24 protein-coding genes and 1 pseudogene are annotated in these 19,117 nt (G+C 56.7%); 7 read left to right on the top strand and 18 right to left on the bottom strand.

What is annotated here, in order from left to right; translation table 11 throughout:
- Positions 1-18: 18 nt before the first annotated feature.
- The 5 genes from B9Y90_RS13335 to B9Y90_RS13355 form a co-directional block, all read right to left on the bottom strand.
- Positions 19-660, bottom strand: a complete 642-nt coding sequence (locus B9Y90_RS13335; protein ID WP_008453690.1) for a DUF4310 family protein — start codon at positions 658-660, stop codon at positions 19-21.
- An 11-nt stretch (positions 661-671) separates the two neighbouring features.
- Positions 672-1,448 (bottom strand): DUF4311 domain-containing protein, encoded by a 777-nt coding sequence (locus tag B9Y90_RS13340; RefSeq protein ID WP_085541496.1) that lies wholly within the window; start codon positions 1,446-1,448, stop codon positions 672-674.
- An 83-nt stretch (positions 1,449-1,531) separates the two neighbouring features.
- Positions 1,532-1,828 carry a DUF4312 family protein gene (locus B9Y90_RS13345; protein WP_039289594.1) on the bottom strand — a complete coding sequence of 99 codons (297 nt, stop codon included), beginning with the start codon at positions 1,826-1,828 and terminating at the stop codon, positions 1,532-1,534.
- A gap of 2 nt (positions 1,829-1,830) precedes the next feature.
- Positions 1,831-2,193, bottom strand: coding sequence for an SFCGS family glycine-rich protein (locus B9Y90_RS13350; protein ID WP_008453696.1), 363 nt, complete (start codon positions 2,191-2,193; stop codon positions 1,831-1,833).
- 17 nt (positions 2,194-2,210) lie between these two features.
- A complete protein-coding gene (locus tag B9Y90_RS13355) occupies positions 2,211-2,513 on the bottom strand; it encodes a glycine dehydrogenase (protein WP_039289591.1) in 303 nt (100 codons plus the stop codon).
- A 402-nt stretch (positions 2,514-2,915) separates the two neighbouring features.
- On the opposite strand from B9Y90_RS13355, the gene B9Y90_RS13365 reads away from it, so the two are divergent.
- Positions 2,916-3,854: a LysR family transcriptional regulator gene (locus B9Y90_RS13365; protein WP_039289588.1), complete on the top strand. Its 939-nt coding sequence runs from the start codon at positions 2,916-2,918 to the stop codon at positions 3,852-3,854.
- Here the strand turns inward: B9Y90_RS13365 and mdcH are convergent.
- From mdcH to mdcA, 8 genes are all read right to left on the bottom strand, one after another.
- Positions 3,838-4,746: a malonate decarboxylase subunit epsilon gene (gene mdcH / locus B9Y90_RS13370; RefSeq protein ID WP_085541497.1), complete on the bottom strand. Its 909-nt coding sequence runs from the start codon at positions 4,744-4,746 to the stop codon at positions 3,838-3,840. The two genes, B9Y90_RS13365 and mdcH, sit on opposite strands and share 17 nt — an antisense overlap.
- A complete protein-coding gene (locus B9Y90_RS13375; protein WP_176227866.1) occupies positions 4,743-5,366 on the bottom strand; it encodes a malonate decarboxylase holo-ACP synthase in 624 nt (207 codons plus the stop codon). Before B9Y90_RS13375 ends, mdcH begins: the two co-directional genes overlap by 4 nt.
- On the bottom strand, positions 5,367-6,326 hold the full coding sequence (locus B9Y90_RS13380; protein ID WP_039289577.1) for an AEC family transporter: 960 nt from the start codon (positions 6,324-6,326) through the stop codon (positions 5,367-5,369).
- A 125-nt stretch (positions 6,327-6,451) separates the two neighbouring features.
- Complete coding sequence (gene mdcE, locus B9Y90_RS13385) at positions 6,452-7,252, bottom strand: biotin-independent malonate decarboxylase subunit gamma (protein ID WP_039289574.1); 801 nt, start codon at positions 7,250-7,252, stop codon at positions 6,452-6,454.
- The gene (locus B9Y90_RS13390; protein WP_085541499.1) at positions 7,249-8,082 is read right to left on the bottom strand and encodes a biotin-independent malonate decarboxylase subunit beta; all 834 of its coding nucleotides are present in this window, start codon (positions 8,080-8,082) and stop codon (positions 7,249-7,251) included. The genes mdcE and B9Y90_RS13390 overlap by 4 nt, the downstream gene beginning before the upstream one ends.
- Positions 8,075-8,374, bottom strand: a complete 300-nt coding sequence (gene mdcC, locus B9Y90_RS13395; protein ID WP_039289567.1) for a malonate decarboxylase acyl carrier protein — start codon at positions 8,372-8,374, stop codon at positions 8,075-8,077. Before mdcC ends, B9Y90_RS13390 begins: the two co-directional genes overlap by 8 nt.
- A gap of 10 nt (positions 8,375-8,384) precedes the next feature.
- A complete protein-coding gene (locus B9Y90_RS13400) occupies positions 8,385-9,254 on the bottom strand; it encodes a triphosphoribosyl-dephospho-CoA synthase (protein ID WP_039289565.1) in 870 nt (289 codons plus the stop codon).
- Positions 9,254-10,909: a malonate decarboxylase subunit alpha gene (mdcA, locus tag B9Y90_RS13405; RefSeq protein WP_085541500.1), complete on the bottom strand. Its 1,656-nt coding sequence runs from the start codon at positions 10,907-10,909 to the stop codon at positions 9,254-9,256. Before mdcA ends, B9Y90_RS13400 begins: the two co-directional genes overlap by 1 nt.
- A gap of 384 nt (positions 10,910-11,293) precedes the next feature.
- Here mdcA and B9Y90_RS13410 point away from each other — a divergent pair, with 384 nt between their 5' ends.
- Positions 11,294-11,926 carry a CatB-related O-acetyltransferase gene (locus B9Y90_RS13410; protein WP_085541501.1) on the top strand — a complete coding sequence of 211 codons (633 nt, stop codon included), beginning with the start codon at positions 11,294-11,296 and terminating at the stop codon, positions 11,924-11,926.
- A gap of 37 nt (positions 11,927-11,963) precedes the next feature.
- Here the strand turns inward: B9Y90_RS13410 and cybC are convergent, their stop codons facing one another.
- Positions 11,964-12,350 (bottom strand): cytochrome b562, encoded by a 387-nt coding sequence (gene cybC / locus B9Y90_RS13415; RefSeq protein ID WP_008453720.1) that lies wholly within the window; start codon positions 12,348-12,350, stop codon positions 11,964-11,966.
- A gap of 64 nt (positions 12,351-12,414) precedes the next feature.
- Positions 12,415-13,767 carry a metalloprotease PmbA gene (gene pmbA, locus B9Y90_RS13420; RefSeq protein ID WP_039296438.1) on the bottom strand — a complete coding sequence of 451 codons (1,353 nt, stop codon included), beginning with the start codon at positions 13,765-13,767 and terminating at the stop codon, positions 12,415-12,417.
- A 99-nt stretch (positions 13,768-13,866) separates the two neighbouring features.
- On the opposite strand from pmbA, the gene yjgA reads away from it, so the two are divergent.
- Positions 13,867-14,421 (top strand): ribosome biogenesis factor YjgA, encoded by a 555-nt coding sequence (gene yjgA / locus B9Y90_RS13425; RefSeq protein ID WP_008453724.1) that lies wholly within the window; start codon positions 13,867-13,869, stop codon positions 14,419-14,421.
- Positions 14,422-14,476: 55 nt separating this feature from the next.
- Here the strand turns inward: yjgA and B9Y90_RS13430 are convergent, their stop codons facing one another.
- The 3 genes from B9Y90_RS13430 to B9Y90_RS13440 form a co-directional block, all read right to left on the bottom strand.
- The gene (locus B9Y90_RS13430) at positions 14,477-15,106 is read right to left on the bottom strand and encodes a LysE family translocator (protein ID WP_085541502.1); all 630 of its coding nucleotides are present in this window, start codon (positions 15,104-15,106) and stop codon (positions 14,477-14,479) included.
- Between the two features lie 73 nt (positions 15,107-15,179).
- Positions 15,180-15,710: a GNAT family N-acetyltransferase gene (locus B9Y90_RS13435; RefSeq protein ID WP_085541503.1), complete on the bottom strand. Its 531-nt coding sequence runs from the start codon at positions 15,708-15,710 to the stop codon at positions 15,180-15,182.
- Positions 15,711-15,757: 47 nt separating this feature from the next.
- On the bottom strand, positions 15,758-16,720 hold the full coding sequence (locus tag B9Y90_RS13440; RefSeq protein ID WP_085541504.1) for a GlxA family transcriptional regulator: 963 nt from the start codon (positions 16,718-16,720) through the stop codon (positions 15,758-15,760).
- A 139-nt stretch (positions 16,721-16,859) separates the two neighbouring features.
- Here B9Y90_RS13440 and B9Y90_RS13445 point away from each other — a divergent pair.
- From B9Y90_RS13445 to B9Y90_RS13460, 4 genes and pseudogenes are all read left to right on the top strand, one after another.
- Positions 16,860-17,432: pseudogene (locus B9Y90_RS13445) on the top strand (cysteine hydrolase family protein); the annotation flags it as partial.
- 52 nt (positions 17,433-17,484) lie between these two features.
- Complete coding sequence (gene tnpA / locus B9Y90_RS13450) at positions 17,485-18,129, top strand: IS66-like element accessory protein TnpA (RefSeq protein ID WP_254902699.1); 645 nt, start codon at positions 17,485-17,487, stop codon at positions 18,127-18,129.
- Positions 18,126-18,473 carry an IS66 family insertion sequence element accessory protein TnpB gene (gene tnpB / locus B9Y90_RS13455; protein WP_085541506.1) on the top strand — a complete coding sequence of 116 codons (348 nt, stop codon included), beginning with the start codon at positions 18,126-18,128 and terminating at the stop codon, positions 18,471-18,473. The genes tnpA and tnpB overlap by 4 nt, the downstream gene beginning before the upstream one ends.
- Positions 18,474-18,493: 20 nt before the next feature.
- On the top strand, positions 18,494-19,117 hold a 624-nt coding region (locus tag B9Y90_RS13460), incomplete at its 3' end, for an IS66 family transposase zinc-finger binding domain-containing protein (RefSeq protein ID WP_176227865.1).

Raw genomic sequence — 19,117 nt, forward strand, 5'->3', positions numbered from 1 at the left:
CCGCCCTGGAAATACGACTTACAACGCTACCGGGAAAATGGAACCTAAAATCATTGCGCCCAGGATCGCCCCGCCGGTAATCGGTTTGCCCCAGAGGTAAAACAGCAGAGAGCCGATCAACGAGCCGATGCCGATAGGAATCGAAGCCGTCATGGCGCTGAGGATAATCAACGGCCCAAGGAAGCGGCCGGAGGCGTTGCCCGCGCCCATCATGACGTCCGCCCCGTAGGTCGAGTCGCTCTGATTGATGGTGAACTTACGTGCCAGGATGATGATGTAGCCAATGGCGAGACCAATCACCAGGCCGGTCACCAGCGATGCGGCAAAGTTTGCCACCGGGAAGACAAAGCCCGCGCCCAGCAGCAGCGCCGGAACGCCGAGGCCTACGCCGGTTTGAATCGCCCCACCAATATCCAGGATCCCGACCAGAGAGCCTTCGATGATGCGGGCAAACAGGAAGCTGGCGCCAAACGCCGCCACCGCGCCGTAAACGCCGGTATCAATCCCGGACTTCAGCATCGCCACGAAGGCCACTTCGTTAAACGCGCCGATACCGTACAGGTAGTACATGTGTGTCCCGGCAAACACGCCGGAGGAGAGCAGGCCGACAAAGATCGGGAATGACCAGTCCGCGTACCAAAAGCCTTTATTCTGTTCCATGCGTTATCCCCTTATTTGCCGCTCAGCGAGTTATGCAGCAGATCCAGCCAGTTCGGCACGGTCATGTGGAAAGACTCGATCATCTTCATGTCGAACCCGCGGAAGAAGGCACTCAGCACAAACAGGGCCACGATAGCCGACATCATCACTTTGGTGACGCGGTGCCAGCCGCTTTCTTCAACGCCTTTACCGATCAGGATACCCAGCACCAGCCCCGGTACGGCGTTGCCCATGATCAGCTGCGCTGCGCCGCCGAAAATGGTTGCCCAGAAGCCAGATTTTTTACCGGCATCGATAGCCGCCAGCCAGAAAATAACGGGCATCACAGTGTTCACCAGCAAGTTAGCCGCAGGCACCAGCACTTTGACTGCCGTGACCTGAAGCGCCGCTGGCACCGCAGAGGCCGTAGAGTTCAGGAACGCCACCACGATCATGCCGATGATGCCGCAGGCGATAGCCATTTTTTTCGGGTCGTGGAGGGTTTCCGCCACGTTACGGTTCTTCACCATCAGTGCCGCCGCGCCCCAGTTAGGGATGATGCGGTGGTCAACGTCCTGGGTGAATGCCCCCGCCGCGACGGAAGATGCCCAGGCGTTAAAGAAGAAGCCAAGCCCAAAGGAGAAGTGAGAAGCCGGGTCCCCTTCGCAGGAGTTCAGCTCGCCGAGTGTACGAAATGCGCCCATGCCCTGAGAGGTTGGCGCATGGAACATACGCGCGGCTCCGGCACCAACGCCCACACCGACGAGGCCGCCGATAATGAGTGATTTGAATAGTATGATTAAGAACATGTATCTGCCCTTTTCTACCCTGCTTATCTGTCGCTGTAGCCGCGTGAACTACAACACCAGCTAATTGGGTATAAATGTTTGAATTAATTAGAGACGAAATCCACCTCATCGAGGTTAAGAGCCGTCACGTTGACGGAAACATCCAGCTCCACGCTGTAGCTCCGCCTTTCCCGGCGCAGGAAGAAGAACAGAAAAGCTTCTTTGCGCACCCTGACCTGCGCCTGAACAACCTGCACGTCCTGTGGCTCAATGCGCAGAAGAATGTGGTTGGTGGATTTAAGCACCGTGCCCTGAACGTGATTCAGGGCGTCGGAAAAGGCTTTGGCTTTGGTATCGCCGCGCCCGCTAACTCGCACCGTGGTAGCGAATTTTTCTTTCATACTTAACTGCCGTACTTCTTGTTCCACGCCTGTACCAGGCGCTCACCCAGCTCTTCTTTGTCCATAAAGCCAAAGCCAAGCACGTTGTTGCCTTCGTTAATCGCCGTCACACCTTCATCAACGGAGCGCATGCCGTACTTCGCTTTGTAGCCATGTTTGGTTTGTGCGGTGATGGCACCTGCGCCGCCGCTGCCGCAGAAGGAGATACCAAAGGTGGCATTTTCTGCTTTCATCACGTCGCCCAGCTTCATGTCGGCGGCGACGCCTGGAATAACCACGGCGCGACCGCCCGCTTTTTCGATCCCTGCTGCAACTTTCTGGCCTTTGCCCAGACGGTCACCAATGACTACGGTAATTTGTTCCATTGTTTTCTCCTGATTATTCAAAGATTGTCTTTCGCCACTTCGAAATGCACTGACAGCAACCACGCTTCTTCTACCGGCAGATTCCCGAACTGATCGACCACCGCCTGCGCCATTTCCATCGACTCCGCGGAGATCTCCTCGAACAAGCTCTCTTCCACTTCTGGTAACGGCTCTCCGGTCAGAGAGCGATGAATCATCGCCTTCACGTGAGAGGCCAGCATTTGTTCCTGTACCGCGTTAGGCGTGATATGTTTACTTTTGAACAGCGCGTCAATAAAACCCTGAATACGCGCCGTTAACTCCTCGGCTTCATTAACCATTACCGCTCCGTTATTCACCCTGGGTACCTCGTTAACTAATCTGTTTTTTAAGCTACCTGGCGGGGGGAAAGGTTTGTAGCGAGTTGTTTTCCACTTCGAAGTGGAAATCGCAGCTGCAATAGTGATCTGTTCCACATAAAGAGCCGGAATGACGCTTTTCCGCTGGCTTACCGTGAAATGGCTCACATAACCAGGTGATAAAAGACCGTTTTTCCAGCGGCGTTTTTTGTTTGAAAGTGTGATGAAAAGACCGTTTTACCGCCATCATTGGCGTTGCTTATGATGGATACGTTCGTGGTGTAACAGTAAATCCTGCTGCTTATTGCGGCTCATCAGTGCCGTTCGGTCTCGTTTGCTATACCTTAATGGCATAATTTTTCCGACTGGGGTTATCGCCGGGTAATGAAAATCGACGCTGAAATCACCTTCCGTAAGCTTGAGATATTCATGGAGTTTATGGAGAAAGGGAACATTGCGCGCACCGCCGAAGCGCTGGGTATCAGCGGGGTTAGCGTGCATCGCGCATTGCATACCCTGGAGGAGGGTGTGCGCTGCCCGCTGTTTATCCATAAAGGACGCAACCTGGTGCCGCTAGAGTCTGCATTTACCCTTCTGGAGCACAGTAAAGAGGTGGTTGCGCTGATGACGCGCGGCATCGATGAAACCCGTCAGGCTGCGGGTGTAGGCCAGGGACGGTTGCGCATCGGCACCCTCTATTCCCTGACGCTCGAAACCGTGCCAAAACTGATCATGGGCATGAAACTCAGGCGGCCAGAGCTGGAAATGGATCTCACTATGGGTTCAAATCAGGTGCTGCTAAATATGCTGGAAGACGGCGTGCTGGACGCCATCCTGATCTCTATTTCCGAAGGCGAAGTCGATCGCTCAAGGCTGGAAGTTCTGCCGATGTTCCGGGACGATATTTTCCTGGCGGCACCGACCAGCTTCCCGCTCGACACCAGCCATCCGGCGGATTTGCGCGAATTCCACGGTGAGAAGTTCGTTTCTCTGGCGGAAGGCTTTGCGACCTACGCGGGCTTTCAGGAAGCCTTTAGCGTCGCCGGTTTCGAACCGGAAATCGTCACCCGGGTAAACGACATTTTCTCGATGGTCAGCCTGGTACAGGCGGGCGTCGGGCTCACGTTGATGCCCGGAAGAATGAAGAAGGTGTATGAAAATTCTGTGCAGCTTTTACGACTCGCCGAGCAATACCAGATGAAGCAGACCATCGCTATCGTCTTCGCCCGTAATCGCGAACTCGATCCGAACCTGCTGGCGCTGGCCGCCGAGGGGCGCATGTACGCCCGCTCGTTTATCGATACGCCTAACGCGCCACCTTAGTTTTTTCCGCAAGATGAACGATAGCCGCCACGCTGTTTTGTTCGCGGCAGACGGTGATTCCCTCCCGAAACGCCTGTCGCGTCAGCCCCGAAAGCACGCTGCCCGGCGGCATTTCAATGGCCAGACGCACGTCCCGCTCGTTGGCAGCAACCATCGCCTCTCGCCAGCGCACCGTGCGCGCCATGTTGAGCGCAAGATCTTCCGCAATTTGTTCGGGTAACCAAAGCACGCGGCCCGTGCTACCGCTGAGATAAGCGCAGGACGGGCGGTTCAAGGCTACATCGGCAAACGCCTGCTTAAGCGTCTGAGCAGGTTCGTTCAGCAGCGCACAATGGGACGGCACGCTAACCGCCAGTTGGCGAGCTTTTTGCGCGCCCTGCTCCAGCGCCCTGTGCGCCACCTTCGCCATAGCCTGCTCGCTCCCGGCAATGACGATTTGCTGCTCGGCATTGATATTCGCGATATAGGTTCCACTCCCCGCTACAAGGGCTTCAACCTGCTCAAGGCGTAGCCCGACGATGGCCGTTAAGCCGTAACCTTCGGGATAAGCCTGCTCCATCAGGTCGCCGCGAAGTGCCACCAGTCTTAGGGCATCGGAAAAACTGATTACCCCGGCGACGACAGCCGCCGGAAATGCACCAATAGACAGGCCGCTAACCATGTCCGGCTTCACGCCGTTACGCTCAAGCTCCTGCGCCCAGGCCACGCCAGCGATCAGCAGACAAAGCTGCACGGCGCGAGTGTGTTTCAGCGCAGCAATGCTATCCAGTTGGTCGGTTTCATCCCCTAAAACCACCCTCACCTGCGCCATGATGGCATCACGCTCGGGTAAATGTTGCAGCATGCCAGCGCGCTGCGTTCCCTGCCCGGGAAAAGTAAAAAGTATCTTCATCCGTTATCCTCCGGCTGCCAGGGGTTGGCCACAAGCTGCGGCCCCTGGTTGGTTTTCAGCAGCACGCGTTTTTCCCTTAGCCATTCCGCCAGCGCAAATGCGCCATAGGGCGTTTCGATTTGCGTGTCGGCCCGGCAAAGCAGTTTGTCGGTCAGGCTCTGCCACTCTGCCAGCACCTCTTTTGCCAGTGGCTGCGGACTGCGAATCAGCAAATCCAGGTCGCTCGCGGCATGCATTACCGGCACTTCTGTTGCCAGCGCGTAGCCTACGCTCCCGGTAATCCCCCAGCACCATGTCCACGGGCGACTTGCCAGTTGAATAGCCGCCTGCACCGGCGGCATGGAAACAAAAGCAGAATTGAGCAGCAGCTCGCGGCTGGATAACGTCTCCGGACTAACAACGCGCTTCACGCTCGCCGGATGTACCCAGCCCGCCGCGCGCTGGTCGCGCCGCATTCCCCGCACGCCTACCGGCACACGGCCTTCACGCTCGACATCACGCCGTACCACCACCGGCAGCGCAGGTCGCCACTGGCTTGTGACCCATTCTTCGCTCACCCCTTCCAGCGCTTCGCGGTCGGTGAGCCAAAGGAGATCGTGGGGGCGTAATGTCGGCATAATTTAAAGTCCTGAAGTCAGCGTAATAAACAGCGGTAGCGACAGGATAGAGAGTACCGAGCTCAGCAACAACACGGCTTCTGCATCCGGCGACTGCACGCCAAAGCGGTTACCAAAAACGACGCCAAAGAAACCAGCAGCCAGAGCAATCATCAGAATGGAAGTGATCGCCACCGGGCCGGTCAGACCAAACGCTAGTACGATCCCCCAGGCGATAAACGGCTGAATAAGCAGCTTGGTGACGGTCGCGGAGATAACCATAGTGTTGATCTGCAGCTTACGGGCAGACAGGATCACCCCGGTCAGGAACAGCGCGGCGGCGGTAGCGGCCAGGCCCAGCGGTTTAATCGAAGCCAGCAGAAGGTCAGGCATACGGATACCGATAGCCGACAGCACAACCCCCAGCAACGGCCCCCAGACGATAGGTTTTTTCACCGAGCGCCACATCAGCACCGGCAGCATAGCCAGCGTAGAGCCGCTGTTTTCACCGGCCGCACGCGCTTTTTCACGCTCAAGGATAAGCAGGCAGAACGGCGTCATCAGGACGGAACCGCAGGCAATAGATACCGCCACGGAAAGTGAAGTCGAAGAGCCTTCTCCGAGCACGCTGCCTAAAATTGGCAGGCCGAGCGCGGCATAGTTAGGCAGCGCCACGGTAAGGGTTAACACGGCGGCATCCTGCGGCGACTTTTTAAATACGTTGGTCGCAAGGAAGTAAATCGCCGCGTAGGTAATCCACATCGCGAGCACCAGCACCACAATCAGTGGAGACTGCTGAACAATGCCAAGCCACGGCGTTTGAACTGTCGCGCTAAACAGCGCGGCGGGTAGAGCAAAGTCCATCACAAAAATGTTTAGCAGCGAGACATTTTTGTTATCGACCATTTTCGCTTTGCCGGCGAAAAATCCCAGCAGCATGATGACAAAAATAGGGGCCAGAGCATGAACGATCACGTAAGTCATAACTTCACCTTGAGTCAATAAAGAGAGTTAGCACGGTCGCGATATTTATTATTTTCGGACGTTTTTTTTACTCAGGCACGGCTTACCGTGCCCGGTTATAGAGTCCGGCAGGTTTGTCTTTTTTATTACCAGCTGGCGCGCATACGTTCACGAACCAGCGCCGAACTGTGGCGATTTTTCGCCAGCAGACGGCATTTCAGCGAAGTCTCGCTACGTGCTTCTTTCACCGCCGTGCTCAGGGCTGCCTGCACTTTTGCCACATCGTCACTTTGCGGAGCGTCCGGGTTGTTGATATCCAGCAGCGCGGAAAGCAGACCCAGGGTTTCATAGTTGCTGATGTCGTAGGCCATCGGTGGAATGGTGGCGGCCAGTTTTTCCAGCGCCTCCACGGTGCGCAAGGTGATACGCGCGGCGGACTCTTTTCCCATCGCGTGGATCATCACGCCCTTATCGTTAAAGGCAATCAGCCGGTTAGCCTGGTAACCGTGGGCGAGGAACGCCCCGGACATCGCTTTGCCGACAATCAGGCCCACAACAGGATGCCCGGCCAGGCGGGCATTGGCGTAAGCGCCTGCGGCACCTGCCAGCGCCTGGTGAATACCGAATGCCTCTTCGCGGCGCCCATAGGCCTGGCTTGGGACATCAATCACCGCGACGATGGCGCGCTTTTCAGCCTTATCGGCATCTTCAGCGATGGTTTCACTGACCACTTTTGCCAGCGTCCAGCCTTCTAACAGCCCTACTTCGCCGCCAGCCGCCCGGGGATAATGGTTATTGGCATCGGGCACCACGGCGATAAAGCGTGCAGGTTTCCCGTCAACGTTGCCGTCGGCGACCTGTACGGAGGCGCACAGCCCCGCCATACGTGGTGCATCCGGGACCAAAGTGTCCAGCCAAACGGCGGCGCGATTCAGTTTCTGGCTCATGAGCGTTTCTCCCCAAAAAGCTGTTTAATTTGTTCGGCATCAGCCTGCTGGCTGGTGTCGAAATGGGTCAGGCGATCCAGATACCACGCGTAGTTATCGGTGCGGTGCTGAGCCGGAACACCTTTGGCGATGGCTTCGTTGACGGCCTGCTTCACGGCATGAATGCCGTCGCCAACCAGCGCATCCACCAGCCCGCTCTGATAGCGAACTTCGCCGCCGGTCATGCCCCAGATAAACGGCCTATCGCGGGAGTCGTATTCTTCAATGCCCGCCTCCTGCTCGATAACCTGCGGGCCGTTGAGGCCAAGACGTGCCTCGCGGGTCACAATCAAGTAGCTGCAAAGCGCGGCGGCGATCGACATCCCGCCGAAGCAGCCCACGGTGCCGGCCACGACGCCAATCACCGGCGTGTAGCGACGTAAATCGACAATCGCCGCGTGGATATCTGCAATCGCTGCCAGACCGAGGTTGGCCTCCTGCAGACGCACGCCGCCGGTTTCCAGGCAAAGCACAGCCTGAGTAGGAATGCCGTTGCGGTTGTCTTCTGCCGCCAGTTCAAGCGCGGCCGCCATTTTCGCCCCGGACACTTCGCCCATGCTGCCGCCCTGGAATGCGCCTTCGATGGCAATCACCACCGCCGGGCCACCGTTAATCGTGCCTTTGGCAACGACCATCCCGTCGTCGGACTGAGGCACGATGCCCTGCTGCCCCAGCCAGGGCGAAATAATGCCGTCGAATGGGTCGAGCAATTCACGATAGCTGCCTTCATCCAGCAGCAGGCGTGCACGCTCGCGGGCTCTTAATTCAATAAAGCTGCTGTCATCACGCATGAGCCACCTCCTCAAAAACCTGTTCGATACGGATACGCGCCACGCCCGGCGTCGCACCAAAATCATGAATTTTTAGCTGCCCGGCGGGCAGGCTGCTCAGCGCGGCCAGGCGATCGAAAAGTGCTTTCCAGCGTTTTTCGCTGTTATCGACGGAAGTGGTGATGTCGATGGTCAGGGTCTGCCCTTGTGCGGCAGAAAAAAGGACTTCCATATCACCGGAGCCCACCACGCCAGCCAGAGCTTTACCTGTGACCGTGCGGGTTGCCGGAAATGACAACGTAATGTGTTCCATAACGCCCTCGTTAAATAAGTGAGTGAAGCGGGGTGGCATCGTTAGCGATGCAGTCCAGCAGAAGCGTGGCGGCGAGCAAATCTGCCGCACCACCCGGCGAAGCATTCAGCGCCAGCATGTTGCGGTCGAGCATGTCCAGCGCATCGCGGCCTTCTTTGCGCGAGATACCGCCGTTGATCAGCACGTTGCGGGCGCCGTTCTGCATCGTTTCCAGGCCAGTTAATCCGGCACGCGAGAGGACGCAGGTATCTGACAACGAAGTCATAATCGCCATCAGAGCATCAATGCGAGCTTCGCCTTCGGTTGCTCCGGACTGGCGACTGCGGCGGAGCTGAGGCAGCGCGAGACGCATAACGTGAGGAAAGCCCTGCTGAGCTTCTTCGCGCGCGCCCGGCAGGCGATAGCGTCTTGTGGCTCTCAACCCTTTGCTAAAGCTCTTGGGTGCAGCCTCATCAGGAAGCGCAGCCAGCCGTGCCGCCGTAGCGGTAATCTCCGCGCTGCTGCCTGCCATACCGTGCATAGCGGCGGCGGAAACCAGCAGGCCGAGCGCCCAGATTGCGCCCCGGTGGGTATTCACCCCACAGGTCGCCGCCATCATCTGCTGCTCCCCTTCGCGCCCCAGGCGCCCGACCAGCTGACGCAGCGCAATGTCGGCCGGACGTTCCCAGCTTTGTAATGCCAGAGCATGAAATGTCGGGGTCAGGCTGTGGGCCGATCGCTCCATCAGCGCCAGGCTGAGGTCGTGATGGGCGCCATTCCCCCGGCTGTCCACCAGACCGGGTTTCGGGCTCAGGCGGGCTTCTTCAATCAGGCTTTGGGTCGCCGCCCTTGCCAGCCAGCCCGCACCGGCCTCAACGCCTTTCTGTGGATGTAATTTCATTACCAGCTCCGGAATTTCGCTGGCGGGTTGTAGAGACCGCCGGACCATTCGACCAGATCGGCTACGCTGCTTGCCGCCAGCAGGGAACGGGTCGCCTCGCTGCGGCGGATCCCCATGTCTTCCGGGTAGGCCACTTTGCCGCTCTGGCGAAGCGCCGCGACGCGCTTAGCGTCAACGCCCAGGCCGATGTCGGTGATACCGGCAACCGCCGCCACCATCGCCCGGCGCTCTTCCAGGCTCTCCGCACGGTAGAGATATGCAATCCCTTCCTCGGTCAGGACGTGGGTGACGTCGTCGCCGTAAATCATCACTGGCGCCAGCGGCATACTGGAGGTTTTAGCCACCTCAACGGCGTCCAGAGTTTCTACGAAGGTCGGTTTCACGCCCGCCTGGAAGGTTTCGACCATCTGCACCACCAGCTTTTTGCCGCGCTGCATCGGGTCAGGTTCGGTGATCATGTTCAGCCAGGCCGGTGTGGCATGGCGACGGCCATGCGGATCATGGCCCATGTTTGGCGCGCCGCCGAAGCCCGACAGGCGGCCACGCGTCACGGTAGAAGAGTTAGCCAGGCCATCAACCTGCAGAGTGGAACCGATAAACATATCCACCGCGTATTGCCCTGCCAACTGACACATGGCGCGGTTAGAGCGCATGGAGCCGTCTGCGCCGGTAAAGAAAATATCCGGGCGAGCGCGGATGTACTCTTCCATCCCCAGCTCACCGCCGAAGCAGTGCACGCTCTCAACCCAGCCGCTTTCAATCGCCGGGATCAGCGTCGGGTGCGGGTTCAGGGTCCAGTGCTTGCAGATTTTACCTTTCAGGCCGAGCTGTTCGCCGTAGGTGGGCAGCAGTAGCTCGATGGCGGCGGTGTTGAAGCCGATCCCGTGGTTCAACGACTGCACCTGATGCTCAGCGTAAATGCCTTTGATAGCCATCATCGCCATCAGGATGTGTTCCTGCTTGATCAGGCGCGGGTCGCGGGTAAACAGCGGTTCGATAAAGAAGGGTTTGTCGGCAACCACCACGTAGTCAATCCACGAACCGGGAATGTCCACGCGCGGCAGGTCACAGTCGTCGTCTACCAGTTCATTAACCTGGGCGATAACAATGCCGTCATGGAAGGCGGCTGCTTCAACCAATGCGGGCGTATCTTCAGTACTCGGCCCGGTGTACAAGTTGCCTTTGCGGTCGGCTTTATAACCGGCGATAAGCGCGACGTTAGGCGCAAGATCGACGTACAAGCGAGCATAAAGCTCGATGTAGGTGTGAATCGAGCCAATTTCTAACTGCCCGTCCTCCAGCAGTTGAGAAATACGCAGGCTTTGGGTGCCGGAGAAAGAGAAGTCAAGCTTGCGGGCGATACCTTTTTCAAAAATATCAAGGTGTTCGCTGCGGCCTACGCTTGGCATGATCATATGCAGATCGTGCACTTTTTGTGGGCTGACTTCCGCCAGCATACGGGAGAGGAAATCAGCCTGTTTCTGGTTGTTCCCTTCCAGCACCACCCGGTCGCCTGGCGCAATCAGCTTTTCCATTACGCCGACGAGGTCCCCGGTCGGGATCACCTTGCCCTGTACGTTGCTGGACGCCATCCGCCGTTGCTTCTCGGTGCGGCGTGTGTTCCAGACGCGGGCAGGCGTTTGGCTAGCACTCATTATTAACCTCCTGATTCAGCGAATCATTTTGATTGGCTTTAGTCTGGTTAAAAGTGTGCGCCACGCCGGGTTGGCTATCAATTAAGCTCAGGAACCAATCATTAGCCTTAGAGTAATAATGGATTTACCGTTTTGTGATCGGGGTAGAAGGCGAAGAGGGCCGGGGTGCGCTACACGGACGAAGGGGAAAAAAGTGTACTCTGCCGCCCCCGATGTTAAAATTAGCGAGTCTTAAATACAGGTTTTAACGTCATGCAGCTCGTCACCATACTCAACAATCCTCTGCTAAAACAGCCGCGCATCGCTTAGCGCGCTCACACATTTTCGTCTGCAATTTGAAACGGAACTTTGTTCCGTGGGCACACTTTTGCTGTGAGAAAAAACATGTCAAAGACTGAAAAGCACTGGTCTCAGGTCGAGTACCTGCACGAAACGGTGACCAACCCCAATATTCATATCAAAGGCCAGCACAGTTATTACAGCGACTGCTGGGATAGTGGTTTTGAGCGAAGCGTGGTGCGCTACCTGCAAGGTGATGCGGTGAGCCGGGAGTGGGAACCCATTGGCAAACTTGACCAGCTGTGGATAGGTGATTACGTCAGTATAGCCGCCGAGGCGGTGATCCTGATGGGCGGCAACCACACACACCGCGGCGACTGGTTTTCCCTTTACCCCTTTATCAAGACCATCAAAGACGCCTACCGCGCCAAAGGCGACACAACGCTCGGGGATGGAAGCTGGATAGGTATGAGGGCGATGATAATGCCCGGCGTGACCATCGGTGAAGGCGCGATTATTGCCGCTGGCAGCGTGGTGACGAAAGACGTCGCGCCTTATAGCGTTGTCGGCGGTAACCCGGCCAAACCAATCGCCCTACGTTTCGAACCTGAGGTGATTGAGCGGCTGCTAAAGCTGCGAATTTATCAGCTAAGCGACGAACACTTTCAGGCTATTCGGCCCCTGTTGAGCAATAACGATATTGCTGCGCTGGAGCACGAGGTGGGAGCACTGCGGTAAAGAAAACGGGCGGGAATAACCCGCCCGTTCTTAAATCTTAGCGAAACTTCTTGTGGTAGGTATCGCGAGTGGTTTTGAAGTCAGCGGCAGCAGCCTGAGCTTCTGTCACTTTGCCTTCGTTGGCCAATTTCAGTGCACCGTCAATCTGGCCCACGAGGATATCAAACCCGTGGCGGTACTCTTTCATGTTGGCGCTGTCGGCCGCTTCATTTTCCAGCTTTGGCGGGGTGCCTTTCTGCGCATCCAGAGCCGCTTCACGCATATTGCCCAGTGAAGTTTTCAGCTCGGCGGCGTCTTTAGTGCTCAGCACGGTCTTGTAGTTTTTTGCGATAATGTCCATGTCGTCGCCAACATCTTTGGCAAACGCAGCGCCGGACAGTAACACGGATGATACGGCTAACATTGCAATCAGTTGCTTACGCATTTACTCACCTTTCCTTTATCTTTTTTATATGAGAAACGGGCGCGGCAGGGCGCGCCACATTGCTTTACTGACCGGCTATCTTCATCTCCGGAAGTAAGACTGAACCACACTGAATGTTGCTACGTGTTTCTATATCGTTGCCAATAGTAACTATCTCGCGCCACATGTCCTTCAGGTTGCCGGCGATGGTGATTTCGCTCACCGGATACTGGATCTCGCCGTTCTCAACCCAGAAGCCCGCCGCGCCGCGAGAATAGTCGCCGGTAATGCCGCTCACGCCCTGCCCCATCAGCTCGGTTACGACCAGACCGGTGCCCATCTGTTTCAGCATTTCCTCAAAGCCCAGCCCCTGGCCAGCAATGCGCCAGTTGTGGATGCCGCCCGCGTGACCGGTGCTTTTCAGCCCAAGCTTGCGCGCGGAATAGTTGGTCAGCAGCCACTGCTGCAGCACGCCGTCCTTGATGATATCGCGGCGTTCGGTGCGCACGCCTTCGCTGTCAAACGGCGTGGAAGCCAGACCTTTCAGCAGGTGCGGATGCTCTTCAATGGTCAGCCAGTCCGGCAGGATTTGCTTGCCGAGGGAATCCAGCAGGAAAGTTGATTTGCGGTACACCGCGCCGCCCGCAATCGCGCCGACCAGGTGACCAAACAGCCCGGTCGCCACTTCATTAGCGAAAATCACCGGCGCTTTCATGGTGGACAGCTTACGTGGAGACAGACGAGATAACGTGCGGCGCGCGCAGTCGGCCCCGACCCATTCAGGTGATTTCAGGTCTTCCATCGCGCGACCGATGGTGTAAGCATAATCCCGCTCCATATCACCGTTTTCTTCGGCAATTACGCAGCTCGACAAGGAATGACGAGTGGAGCAGTAGCTCTGCAGCATACCGTGGCTGTTGCCGAAAACTTTGATGCCGTAATGGCTGTTAAAGCTGCCGCCTTCGGTATTGGTAATGCGTTTGTCCACGTTCAGGGACGCGTTTTCCGCTCTCGCGGCAAGCTCAATGGCGCGCTCCGGGTCAATTTCCGTTGGGTGGAAAAGATCCAGATCGGGTGCATCAAAGGCCAGCAGTTCTTTATCCGCCACGCCAGCGTAAGGGTCCGGCGAGGTATAGCGCGCAATATCCAACGCGGCCTGCACGGTACGGGCAATGGCGTCCGGACTCAGATCCGTGGACGAAGCGCTGCCTTTGCGGTTTTGGTGATAAACGGTGATGCCCAGCGCACCATCGCTATTAAATTCGACGTTCTCCACCTCACCGTAGCGGGTGCTGACGCTGATACCGGTGGTTTTACTGACCGCCACTTCCGCGCCGTCTGACTTGCCCTTTGCCAGCTCCAGCGCCTGTGAAACCGCCTGCTCCAGAACCTGACGTTGTTGTGCTACTTGCGTGTTTACTTTCATCGCTACTGCCATAATGTAAGGTGAGTCGTTCAAGTCTAACAGGATCAGAACAATTTCGCAGTGCAGGCCCATTGCTGGTAATATCCGCGTCAACTTTTTAAGGAGCCTAATATGACCAAGCAGCCCGAAGACTGGCTCGACGACGTGCCCGATGATGAAAATGAAGACGAAGATGATGAAATTATCTGGGTCAGTAAAAGTGAGATTAAGCGCGACGCCGAAGAGCTAAAACGTCTGGGCGTTGAGCTGATGGAACTGGGCAAAAATGCCCTGGAAAAAATCCCGCTCGACGATGATTTACGTGCCGCCATTGAGCTGGCGCAGCGCATCAAGAAAGAAGGCCGCCGCCGCCAGGTGCAGCTGATCGGCAAGATGATGCGTTCCCGCGATATGGACCCAATCCGTCAGGCGCTCGACAAGCTGAAAAACCGCCACAACCAGCAGGTTTCGCTGTTCCACAAGCTGGAAGCCCTGCGTGACCGCCTGGTTGAAGAAGGCGATGACGCGATGAGCGAAGTCCTGAGACTTTATCCGCAGGCGGACCGCCAGCAGCTGCGCGTGTTGATCCGTAACGCGCAAAAAGAAAAAGCGGCCAATAAGCCGCCTAAGTCCTACCGTCAGATCTTCTCTTACCTTCGCGAACTCGCCGAAGAGCAGGAAAGCTAAGACGCTAGCGCTGGCCTGTTTTCCCCGGCCAGCGCTCAATTTCTTCTGACCTTTCTCAGGTCAAATTACTGCGTCGATACAGCGCCACGCCCACCGCCAGCACGGCAAGCATCCCCGCACAGCTGCGGTTCACCCAGCGCATCACGTTGGCCGAGAACTTACGCATCGCGTGGCGGCCACCCCAGGCGTAAATCGTCATCATAATGCAGTCGATAATCGCGCTGACCAGCGCCAGAATCATGTACTGCATCGCCACCGGCTCCTGCGGGCGGATGAACTGTGGCAAAAAGGCCGAGAAGAACAGCAGCCCTTTGGGGTTGGATAAACCGACCATCAGCGATCGCAGAAACGCCGTTTTTCCCGTAGCCACCGCCGTCGAAGCGCTCACGCTTAGCGCCTTAGCAGGTGCGCGCCACAGCACGTAAGCCAGATAGACCAGGTAAAGTGCCCCGCCCCACTTCACTACCGCAAACAGCTGCTCGGACGCCTGCAACAACGCCCCCAGGCCACAACCCACCGCGCCAATCAGCAGCAGGTCAGCCAGTACGGCACCGAGAAAACCGTAGCCCGCAATACGCATCCCGTAAGTCGCCCCGTTATTGAGCGCTAAAAGCATTGACGGGCCGGGCGTCACCATGACCGCGCTAACGGCGATGACGTAAAGAAAAAGCGTGGTGATATCCATCCATCTAGTCCTGGTAAAAAAATACATTTGCACCCGGCGGCCATTGCCTGCCGGGTACTTTAAAACGTTTAGGTTAAAGCGGGCGTTCCATCACGACGCGACAGAGATCGTCAAAAAATCGCTGATACCGCGCCTCGTCAATGGGCTGCGGATAACTCAGCACAATCAGCTGATGATCGGGGATGTCCGCATGGTAAGTCGGATGGTGATGTACATAGTCGTTTTCGCAGAAGCCGAGGCTCTGGTAGAAACGCAGCCGCTTATGGGCGATCTCGGTAGTGAGCGGATCGATTTCGAGGATGGTTTGCGGGTAAAGCTGCAAAAACTGGCTCAGCATTCTCTTGCCGTAGCCCTGCGCACGCAGCTGGCCGTTCACGGCGAGATGCTCAATATAGGCATAGTCGCCAAAATCCCACGCGCCGATCATGCCGACAAACTGCTCGCCGTCGAACCAGGCCTGCAGGCTGTAGTTTGGGTTGGCTAGTGCGCTAATTTTTGCGGCGGGCTGGCGTTTCTCATGGCGCGGAAAGGCGCTTTCATACAGCTCGTCCACGTGGTCAAAATACGGGGAGCTGCGGTCGGTAATTCGTTTTATCGTTAGCATGGCGCGCAGTTTACCAAATGCAGGCGGAGAAATAACCTGGCGGCGGGCTACTTGCCTTTGATCTGAAACGCCTTGCGGTACAAAGAAGGCGACGTTTTAAATTGCTGCTGAAAATGCCTCCGCAGCGAAAGCGCGGAGCTAAAACCGGAGGCCATTGCCACCTGTTCCACCGGCTGATCCGTTTTTTCCAGAAAGCGCTGTGCCAGAGCCAGGCGTTGATTAAGCAGCCACTGAGTCACGGTTGTGCCGGTCGTTTGCTGAAAGCGGCGGGTAAACGTCCGGCGGCTCATACAGGCTCGGCTTGTCAGGACATCAACTGAAATAGCTTCCTGCAGATTTTGCGTCGCCCAGCCGAGCGTCTGCATAAAGCGATCCCCACCGTGGGTGTTATACACCGGCTGCTCGATAAACTGCGCCTGCCCGCCCTGGCGCTGCGGAGGCACCACCAGCAGACGAGCCACGTGGTTAGCCACTTCGGCACCGCACTGTTGCCGGACCAGATGCAGGCAACAGTCAATGCTGGCCGCCGTTCCAGCCGAGGTCACCACGTCGCCTTCATCGACATAAAGCACGTTTCGGTCCAGGGAGACCGAGGGGTAAAGCTGGCTGAAAGCCTGCATCCAGTTCCAGTGGGTGGTCGCCGGGCGACCATCAAGCAGCCCACAGGCCGCCAGCACAAACGCGCCCATGCACAAGCCCACCACTTTCGCGCCACGAACATGGGCATTTTTAAGGGCCGCCAGCAGCTCTGTCGGAGGTGCGATTGCGGGGTCGCTCCAGCTCGGCACAATGACCATGTCCATCTCGTCCAACGCCGCCAGGCTGTGTTCAGCGGCGATCGTAAAACCGGCATTAGTTCTTAACGGCCCCGGCTGCGTCGCGCACACGACCAGCTCATAATAAGGCAGGCCTGCCTCATCGACGGCTTTTTCAAACACCGCACAGGGCACCGAGAGGTGAAAAGGAATGATGTCAGGAAACACGACAATCCCTATTTTAATCGCTGACATCCTGCCTCCGACAATTTGGCGCAATACGCACGGTTTTGGGTATCACGGTAGCTATTTTCAATCCGGCTAGCGCGGCAAACTTTATCTCGTCCACGGCGCAGATCGCGCCTCCTCAGTAACATACCCAAGGAAGAGCAAAATGAGAAAATTAATTGCCAGTAGCACTTTAGCCCTGTCAATGGCCGCCGCCAGCCTGAGCCTGCAGGCTGAAACCAAAACCGCCGAGCAGGCCCCTACTATCCGTACCATGAGCGGTGCAGAGAAAACCCGCACGCTGGATGCCAAAACCACGGCACTCATCGTCATTGATTTCCAGAACGAATATTTCAGCGGCAAGATGCCCATCCCGGACGGTAAAAAAGCGCTGGATAACACCAAACGCCTTGTGAGCTTTGCCCACAAAGAAGGGATGCCGGTTTACTTCGTGCAGCACCTCGGCCCGGCGAACGGCCCGCTGTTTGCCAAAGGCAGCCGCTTTGCAGAATTCCATAAAGATCTGCAGCCGACCAAAGCTGACTATGTTATTACCAAAGAAACGCCAAGTTCATTTGTGGGCACCACGCTCGACAGCCAGCTAAAAGCGAAAGGGATCAAGCAACTGGTCGTGACCGGCCTGATGACCCATATGTGCGTCTCTTCGACCGCTCGCGACGCGGTTCCGCTGGGTTATCAGGTGATTATTCCTGAAGATGCCACGGCCACGCGTGATCTGTAAGCGCCCCGTCAGCGACGTCTGGATAAGCTGACTCATCCAGGTAACGATAATGTCCACTATTTTTCCGGATAATGGACACAGAACATTGAATAATCGGGCATGGATAAATGAAGCTCTGCATCTTCGCTTTGATAAAAAAATACATGGAAAACAGATAAGTAAGCGAATCAATATTCCCAGAACCACCCTGCAGAGTCTGTACCGGCGTTTTGCCCGCTCAGGTCTGAACTGGCCCGTTCCCGCGCACATATCACCTGAGCAACTCGAACAGCTTCTCTACCCCGGGAAAAACCAACAATACGAACCTGTTCCCGCCAGAGAAATTCCCGAAAAACGCCGGCGACCTAATTTCTCCACGGAGTTCAAACTGCATCTTGTGGAACTGTCGATGCACCCTGATACCAACGTGGCACGCCTTGCCCGGGAACACGGTATTAATGACAATCTGCTGTTTAACTGGCGCCACCAGTATAAACAGGGAAAACTGAATCGCGTGGATGACCAGTCAGCCGAACTGCTACCGATAAGTATCGTGCCACCCTCAGTCGCGCCAGCCCACCTGACAGTACCGTTACCTGCAGATGCACTCTGTTGCGAGGTGGAGTTACCCGGTGGAACGGTAAAACTACACGGCTCTGTGACCCCGGCCTTGCTGAGGGTATTACTTAACGAGCTGAAAGGCGGTTCCCGATGATAACGCTGCCGACCGGCACCAGAGTCTGGATCATCGCGGGCGTTACAGATATGCGTTGCGGCTTCAACGGTCTGGCCTCAAAGGTCCAGAATACGCTGAAAGATGACCCGTTCTCCGGGCATATCTTCGTCTTCCGGGGCCGTAGCGGAAAAATGGTAAAAATACTGTGGGCCGATCGCGATGGGCTGTGCCTCTTCACCAAACGTCTGGAGCGTTCCTGCTTCGTCTGGCCAGTGGCCCGGGAAGGTAAGGTGCACCTGACGCCAGCACAGTTGTCCATGCTACTGGAGGGGCTCGTGTGGCTACATCCAAAACGAACAGAACGGCCTGGCATACGGATATAGCCCATGATAAAACAAGGGGAATGGATAACTCACTCCCCGATGATATTGACCAGTTAAAAGCCATGTTGCGTGAGCAGCAGGCTGTACTGCTGCAGCAAAATGCTGCCATGCAAAAACAGCAATCCCGGCTCCGTCAGTATGCGGGCCAGGTCGCAGGTTATGAGCTCGAAATCAACCGACTGAAAGCCCAACTGGATAAACTGCGGAGAATGCTGTTCGGCCAGCGTTCGGAAAAGAGCCGTAATAAGCTGGAGAACAAAATCCGCCAGGCAGAGAAACGGCTGGCAGAGCTGGAAAACCGACTGGAGGCGGCAAAAAACTGCCTGAACGACGACAAACCGATCCTGGATACGCCAACAGATGCTGAGGTTGCGCCACAAACGACGCCAGAAAAACCCACCCGCAACACCTCCCGAAAACCGCTGCCAGCCGACCTGCCACGGGAAACACTGACTCTCCAGCCAGCGGACAGCGTCTGCCCGTCCTGTGGTGGAGAGCTGAAGGTCATGGGTGAAACCATCTCTGAGCAACTGGAAATCATCAACACCGCCTTTAAAGTCATCGAAACGGTCCGTCCAAAACTGGCGTGCAGCCGGTGCGACGTCATCGTGCAGGCGCCACTCCCGGCCAAACCAGTAGAAGGC

The organism is Cedecea sp. NFIX57 (genome assembly GCF_900177785.1).
Classification (GTDB): Bacteria; Pseudomonadota; Gammaproteobacteria; order Enterobacterales; family Enterobacteriaceae; genus Cedecea; species Cedecea neteri_C.

What these genes read in the sequence shown, in the direction of transcription:
- B9Y90_RS13350 (WP_008453696.1), bottom strand. Translation starts at nt 2,193, where the DNA reads ATGGAACAAATTACCGTAGTCATTGGTGACCGTCTGGGCAAAGGCCAG.
- cybC (WP_008453720.1), bottom strand. Translation starts at nt 12,350, where the DNA reads ATGCGTAAGCAACTGATTGCAATGTTAGCCGTATCATCCGTGTTACTG.
- B9Y90_RS13335 (WP_008453690.1), bottom strand. Translation starts at nt 660, where the DNA reads ATGGAACAGAATAAAGGCTTTTGGTACGCGGACTGGTCATTCCCGATC.
- B9Y90_RS13435 (WP_085541503.1), bottom strand. Translation starts at nt 15,710, where the DNA reads ATGCTAACGATAAAACGAATTACCGACCGCAGCTCCCCGTATTTTGAC.
- B9Y90_RS13410 (WP_085541501.1), top strand. Translation starts at nt 11,294, where the DNA reads ATGTCAAAGACTGAAAAGCACTGGTCTCAGGTCGAGTACCTGCACGAA.
- yjgA (WP_008453724.1), top strand. Translation starts at nt 13,867, where the DNA reads ATGACCAAGCAGCCCGAAGACTGGCTCGACGACGTGCCCGATGATGAA.
- B9Y90_RS13430 (WP_085541502.1), bottom strand. Translation starts at nt 15,106, where the DNA reads ATGGATATCACCACGCTTTTTCTTTACGTCATCGCCGTTAGCGCGGTC.
- B9Y90_RS13390 (WP_085541499.1), bottom strand. Translation starts at nt 8,082, where the DNA reads ATGCGTGATGACAGCAGCTTTATTGAATTAAGAGCCCGCGAGCGTGCA.
- mdcA (WP_085541500.1), bottom strand. Translation starts at nt 10,909, where the DNA reads ATGAGTGCTAGCCAAACGCCTGCCCGCGTCTGGAACACACGCCGCACC.
- mdcE (WP_039289574.1), bottom strand. Translation starts at nt 7,252, where the DNA reads ATGAGCCAGAAACTGAATCGCGCCGCCGTTTGGCTGGACACTTTGGTC.
- tnpB (WP_085541506.1), top strand. Translation starts at nt 18,126, where the DNA reads ATGATAACGCTGCCGACCGGCACCAGAGTCTGGATCATCGCGGGCGTT.
- pmbA (WP_039296438.1), bottom strand. Translation starts at nt 13,767, where the DNA reads ATGGCAGTAGCGATGAAAGTAAACACGCAAGTAGCACAACAACGTCAG.
- B9Y90_RS13365 (WP_039289588.1), top strand. Translation starts at nt 2,916, where the DNA reads ATGAAAATCGACGCTGAAATCACCTTCCGTAAGCTTGAGATATTCATG.
- B9Y90_RS13340 (WP_085541496.1), bottom strand. Translation starts at nt 1,448, where the DNA reads ATGTTCTTAATCATACTATTCAAATCACTCATTATCGGCGGCCTCGTC.
- B9Y90_RS13355 (WP_039289591.1), bottom strand. Translation starts at nt 2,513, where the DNA reads ATGGTTAATGAAGCCGAGGAGTTAACGGCGCGTATTCAGGGTTTTATT.
- B9Y90_RS13440 (WP_085541504.1), bottom strand. Translation starts at nt 16,720, where the DNA reads ATGTCAGCGATTAAAATAGGGATTGTCGTGTTTCCTGACATCATTCCT.
- B9Y90_RS13345 (WP_039289594.1), bottom strand. Translation starts at nt 1,828, where the DNA reads ATGAAAGAAAAATTCGCTACCACGGTGCGAGTTAGCGGGCGCGGCGAT.
- tnpA (WP_254902699.1), top strand. Translation starts at nt 17,485, where the DNA reads ATGTCCACTATTTTTCCGGATAATGGACACAGAACATTGAATAATCGG.
- B9Y90_RS13380 (WP_039289577.1), bottom strand. Translation starts at nt 6,326, where the DNA reads ATGACTTACGTGATCGTTCATGCTCTGGCCCCTATTTTTGTCATCATG.
- mdcC (WP_039289567.1), bottom strand. Translation starts at nt 8,374, where the DNA reads ATGGAACACATTACGTTGTCATTTCCGGCAACCCGCACGGTCACAGGT.
- B9Y90_RS13400 (WP_039289565.1), bottom strand. Translation starts at nt 9,254, where the DNA reads ATGAAATTACATCCACAGAAAGGCGTTGAGGCCGGTGCGGGCTGGCTG.
- mdcH (WP_085541497.1), bottom strand. Translation starts at nt 4,746, where the DNA reads ATGAAGATACTTTTTACTTTTCCCGGGCAGGGAACGCAGCGCGCTGGC.